Here is a 5,154-nt window from a genome sequence, read left to right as displayed (position 1 = left end):
GAGTCCCCCTCCGAAGAGTCTAGAATCAGCCTCCCTCTCCTGGAAATTTCCAGGGATGTATAACATCCCTGATGACTGTCGGTTCGTCATTCATAACACCCTAGCTATGGGCTAATAGGGTTCCATCGGGAGTGTCGCTAGTTTTTTTCAAATCAGTCGCACTTCACAGGTATTGGAGTCAATCAGAATCACAATCTTTCCCAAGGCGCGAGCAATAGAAAGGAGTTTCCCCGAGCCGCCGGATTTGCCGTTCCATACCACAAGCACATAATTGCTCTGTTTGACCATGTATTCCTTTTTCTTTCTGATACAATCCTTACTATAATGATGCTGCAGTAGAGTTTCCTTATCGCAAGAGGGAGTTCTCTGAGATAGAAGTCTGGTCTCACGGGCTTTTCAGAGGCGGCTAAAGCTTTTGGTCTGCTTGCTTTCTTGTCCACAAGGGACAATAACATCTGTGCATCCTGACTTATTAGGAAACTCTCAACTCGTTTTAAGGTCTCTTTATCCTTTTTAAAGCTAAAGCTTCCTTTTTGAATACACTCGGCAATGTACTGCAAAATACCATTACATAAATTTACACGGACTCTGACGACAGCGACCCCATCTTCGATATAATCGAAAACTTCGCGTAGAATTTTAGTTAGGTAATCTGCCAGAATCTTAGAAGACTCGGCCGAATCCAGGGGCTGAGTATTTTTAATGACAAGTTGATGATCCACTTTATTCAGGTTTTCGTTGATGATTCCGTTAATGATTTGCTCGTATAGGCCATAGACGATTTCTGACATGCTACATCTCTAACTTGGAAATGGAATTAGTTTAGTTTTTATGTGCTAAGAATATTGATAATGGGAATATAGGTGTATGTAAAACGTCCAATTTCCAATCCCCCAATATTTTCGATGGTGATGTGTATTTCACGGCATTACTACTTTCCCATCCAACTCCTTGACCCGACCACTTTTGAGTAGTAGCTCATAGGCCTGTTGTAGAGATGTTTGAATTCGCTCTCCGGAGCGGGCAAATCTATATTCCCGCGCTGTGGCTTGGAATAAACTATCCCTCATGATACCGTAACTGTTTGACACAATCACCAACATAGCTTCGGCAATCTCGTCTTGGCTGATATAAATAATCGGCCTTGTGTTGCCAGCAGCTTTCGGAATAACCTTTGTATATCCAGCAGGATATAAGAAGTCACCTTTTCTGATTACCTCCCGCAATGAACTCAGAGCATAATCAACCTCTCTGCGGATTTTTACAGTAGCTTTTTCGTTACCAAAAAGCGGAGCGACTTTTTTGCAAAGCAACTCATAATGAAGTGGATATTCATTCTTCACAGCTGCATTGATACAGTCACCTATATTCAAATAGCCGTAAGAATCGTGGGGCAGGTCACCAAAGTTTGTATCCCCCTGATACTCAAAGGCGTAGGGATTGATGTTATCTTCCGGGTTGGAATCTTTGTCAATTCTTAAAAAAACATTATCTTCAACTATTGGCGGGGTAACCTGGAAATAGTCATCCGTATTTTCTACATATTCGCTGATTGCATTTTCAACAGCTTCAAGGAGTTTCTGACCCTCTGTGATGGGGTCCTTGATCCAATCGGTTGACCAAATGCGGTAGATTTTCCATCCCATATCTTCCAGCACAGCCTGACGAAGACGGTCACGCTCGCGAGCTGTTCTAGCAGAGTGATACGCCGCACCATCGCATTCAATACCGATTACATACCGCCCGTATTTAGACGGGTGTTTCACCGCCATATCGATGCGATAGCCTGAACAACCGACCTGGGTGCCGAGATTGTATCCTTTCCTGTCGAGGAAGTTATAAACCGCTACCTCAAAGGGTGAATCATGTTCGGCAATATCACTCTCTGTTGTTTCTCCTAGGATGACGGAGGGGCCGTTTATGGCAAAGTCTATATAAGACCGCAACAGTTTAGGTCCCTCAGCACTGATGCGCTCGGTATCGATGTCTGTGGGCAGAATTGAACCTACCAGTTTCACATTGTGCTTTGCGCGGGTGATAGCAACATTCAGACGTCGCTCTCCACCAACTTTGCTCAGCGGTCCGAAATTCATGACGAACTTACCGGAAGCATCCTTGGCATAACCGATGCCAAAAATAATGGTGTCGCGTTCATCACCTTGCACATTTTCCAAGTTCTTCACAAAAAAGGCTTCTTCATTGTCTTCATTAAAGAACGTCTCAAGACGCTGATTTTCCTTTCTCATCTGCCGAAGAACGGTATCTATCGCCTGTTGCTGCACTTCTCCAAATGTAATGACACCGAGTGTACGATTAGGAAACCTCTTAAAATGCTCAAAAACAAGCTCTGCAACACGCTTAGCCTCAATAACATTACCCTTTTTGCCACCACGATCGTAAAATCCCTCAGCGACATAGACATATTCCACACCATTGTCAGGGAGTTTATCAGCATTAGCCGGGAAAGTAATAAGATTATTTTTGTAGATTTTTGCATTTGAGAAGGCAATCAAATGCTCGTGTCTACTACGGTAATGCCAAAGCAATGTGCGCTCTGTAAGTAATCCAGCCTCATCCAAAATGGACTCGTAAGCATTGGTGTCATCGTACTCGTCATCGGAATCATCGTTATCAAATTCGGTATCGGACGTGGATGCATTGAAGAAATTCGTGGGCGGGAGCTGTTTGCTGTCTCCCGCGATAATAACCTGCTTCCCCCTTGAGATAGCACCGATAGCATTCTCAGTACAGACCTGTGAAGCCTCGTCAAAGATGATGGTGTCAAAATTATAGCTTTCCGCTTCCAGGAACAAACTTACAGACAGCGGGGACATCATTAAACAAGGTTTGAGAGTCAAAAGCAAGTTGGGAATTGCCCGGAATAGTTTTCGGATAGGCATTATGCGGCGCTGTTTGCCCAACTCTCTTTTGAGAATATTAAGTTCATCTACTCCTGATGTCACCCTAGAAAATGATGGCAGTGCATCAATAAGCTTTTTTTTGATTCTTGCTTTGGCAATATCAAACTGGAGCTTGTCAAGATAGACAAATTCATCAATCGTTCTTTCCTGAACACGACGTCGAAAATTAAGTACAGCGGGATACTTCGGTAGAATTGCATCTAGCCACAGGCGGTAAAAGCGCTTTTTGAACATGGGAATAATATATTCTACTTTGGTATTAAGCCGAACAATATTTATACGCTCATATGTTGTTTCCCGCAGGGTATTATCTGAAACGGTATAGACGTACATGTTCTCACTGCCCAGGCGGTGGAGCTGCACTGTATTTCCATCCGTGCTGACTGCAACCTCGCAGTAATTATCACCCTGTATCGCGCACAGTCAAGCGGTTTTAAATCCAGGCTGCGAATAATCTGCTGTGAATCAAGGTCATATACGAACAACCCGAAATAGCCATGAAAAATCACAATATCATCCGAAGCATAATCCAATTCCGGTATACCAACGGTATCAATGCTCTGCTCCGGAGACCATTCCGGCGCAGTCGGTTCCAGTACCTCCTGCTGTGAAACATTTGGTGAGAGTCCTTGATCACTCTCGCTGTTTTGTGATGTATTGCTCTGAGGACCGGATGCTGTACCGATAAGAGAGAGCATTCTTACATAGTCGTCTTCGCCTATTGTATAATTTCTTCTCTGTTCATTCATACGAACCATCGCAAGAAGCGGTTCCGCTTCATAAAATTGCAGTTCCTGATCCTCATTCCACTCTATTTGTAGATCAGCTGAAAGTTCAAGCGATGAGTCCATTTTCTTTTCAGTCCATTTAACTCTGTCTAGATATTCCGCTACCGCTCGGGCTGAAATACTAAAGCTTTTGTTATTTTCCGGAGACCGGGAAACAAGCAATTTATCCATTTGATAGGAAATCTTTGCAAGATTTTCGATATTGAGCATCGACAAATCCTGTTTTGTGTCATCAGCACGATTTGTAGCAAATCCCACGCTTAAGACTACGACAAATACGAATGCATCGATGATAGTCCATGCTGCTGGTTTTTTAGAGTTTAACACATTCTTTCTTTCAATACCCGTTCGTCGCAAGACATCTCCATATCCGTAACCATCAGCAGAAAGGCCACCCAGACTAATGGATTGTACCAGTGCAGGCAGAGGATAAAGTAGGCGAAATACTTCACAATATGATCGCAGCGCCAGATATACATCCGCTCGTGTAGAACAATATAACGTTTATCTTCCTCAGATAACCCTTTGGGGATGTAGATTATCGGTCTGAATAATCCGAGAACAAATGGCGTTTTGAGGTTATCGGCTTCATAGATGTTACCATCAATGAGCATCGCACCATTCAGCCGCCGTTTCAGCAGTATATATAGAAATTATACTGTAAATCAGCATAACGCGATGCCAACAAGCCACAGATACGAAAGACTGTTAGGCATATCTGCAATGGATTCACACTTGCTACTGGCGGTATAGTGGGGAGAACATGGCTCACGGCATTGTCCACTATGGGTATCCCGCTGTCAACGGCAGTAATATCACCATTTTTCTATAAGGTAATAATATTTTCCCAGTCTTTGGGTGTTTCGAGTCGTAGTCTACCAATTTTTTGCCTTTTAAACGTGCAGCTGCAATGCCTTCACGTTGGCGCTGAATGGTATTTTTCTCTTTCAAGTTCAGCAAGTGCACCAAATAACGTTAATACAAATCTGCCTTGCGGTGTTGTTGTATCAATATGCCTGAAAACGAGGAAATGGGTTTTCGAGCTAATTTACATAGTGTGGATTATATTCGTGGAAGGTAGCATCTGCATGGAGTCCAATTACAGGCTTGATTTTAGCAATATTAAATGTTATTATTAATATAATTAAATATAATATTAAAGACAATGGTATTTTTATTAAAGGTGGCTTGATTTATGACTATAGACGTAATGCCTGATTGGTTTGCGAACTTAGATGATGAAGATGTTGGATTTATAAAAAAGTTTCTAATTGCTTCTGGTTCATTAAAAGAAGTTGCTACTGTTTATGGGGTTACATATCCAACAGTAAGACTCCGTTTAGACCGTTTAATCCAAAAGATACAGATTAGCGAAGATACTATAAATGAGCCGTATATTTCCCTAATAAAACGATTTGCAGTAAATGATAAAATTGATTTTGATA

General features: G+C 42.3%; 7 protein-coding genes. 1 reads left to right on the top strand and 6 read right to left on the bottom strand.

Going from position 1 to position 5,154, the window contains the following annotated elements:
* Positions 1–188: 188 nt before the first annotated feature.
* The 6 genes from UF75_RS24675 to UF75_RS30570 all read right to left on the bottom strand — a co-directional run bounded on the left by UF75_RS24675 (position 189) and on the right by UF75_RS30570 (position 4,721).
* Entirely contained in the window at positions 189–791 is a 603-nt protein-coding gene (locus tag UF75_RS24675; RefSeq protein WP_045577168.1) for a hypothetical protein, read from the bottom strand.
* A gap of 129 nt (positions 792–920) precedes the next feature.
* On the bottom strand, positions 921–3,254 hold the full coding sequence (locus UF75_RS24670; RefSeq protein WP_052693636.1) for an AAA domain-containing protein: 2,334 nt from the start codon (positions 3,252–3,254) through the stop codon (positions 921–923).
* The gene (locus UF75_RS26645; protein ID WP_052693632.1) at positions 3,197–4,036 is read right to left on the bottom strand and encodes a hypothetical protein; all 840 of its coding nucleotides are present in this window, start codon (positions 4,034–4,036) and stop codon (positions 3,197–3,199) included. The genes UF75_RS24670 and UF75_RS26645 overlap by 58 nt, the downstream gene beginning before the upstream one ends.
* A complete protein-coding gene (locus UF75_RS30575; protein WP_045577167.1) occupies positions 4,030–4,323 on the bottom strand; it encodes a M56 family metallopeptidase in 294 nt (97 codons plus the stop codon). Before UF75_RS30575 ends, UF75_RS26645 begins: the two co-directional genes overlap by 7 nt.
* Positions 4,324–4,492: 169 nt before the next feature.
* Entirely contained in the window at positions 4,493–4,660 is a 168-nt protein-coding gene (locus UF75_RS31195) for a hypothetical protein (protein WP_348983101.1), read from the bottom strand.
* Positions 4,626–4,721: a hypothetical protein gene (locus UF75_RS30570; protein WP_348983102.1), complete on the bottom strand. Its 96-nt coding sequence runs from the start codon at positions 4,719–4,721 to the stop codon at positions 4,626–4,628. Before UF75_RS30570 ends, UF75_RS31195 begins: the two co-directional genes overlap by 35 nt.
* Positions 4,722–4,904: 183 nt before the next feature.
* On the opposite strand from UF75_RS30570, the gene UF75_RS24660 reads away from it, so the two are divergent.
* The coding region (locus UF75_RS24660; protein WP_045577166.1) for a DUF2089 family protein at positions 4,905–5,154 on the top strand (250 nt) is incomplete at its 3' end.

The sequence above is a fragment of the Desulfosporosinus sp. I2 genome (genome assembly GCF_000960765.1).
Lineage (GTDB): Bacteria > Bacillota > Desulfitobacteriia > Desulfitobacteriales > Desulfitobacteriaceae > Desulfosporosinus.
This window is presented reverse-complemented; position numbering and strand designations above follow the sequence as displayed.

Excerpts from the sequence above, each read along its gene's own strand:
- UF75_RS24675 (WP_045577168.1), bottom strand. The coding sequence starts at position 791 with ATGTCAGAAATCGTCTATGGCCTATACGAGCAAATCATTAACGGAATC.
- UF75_RS24670 (WP_052693636.1), bottom strand. The coding sequence starts at position 3,254 with ATGTACGTCTATACCGTTTCAGATAATACCCTGCGGGAAACAACATAT.
- UF75_RS30575 (WP_045577167.1), bottom strand. The coding sequence starts at position 4,323 with ATGCTCATTGATGGTAACATCTATGAAGCCGATAACCTCAAAACGCCA.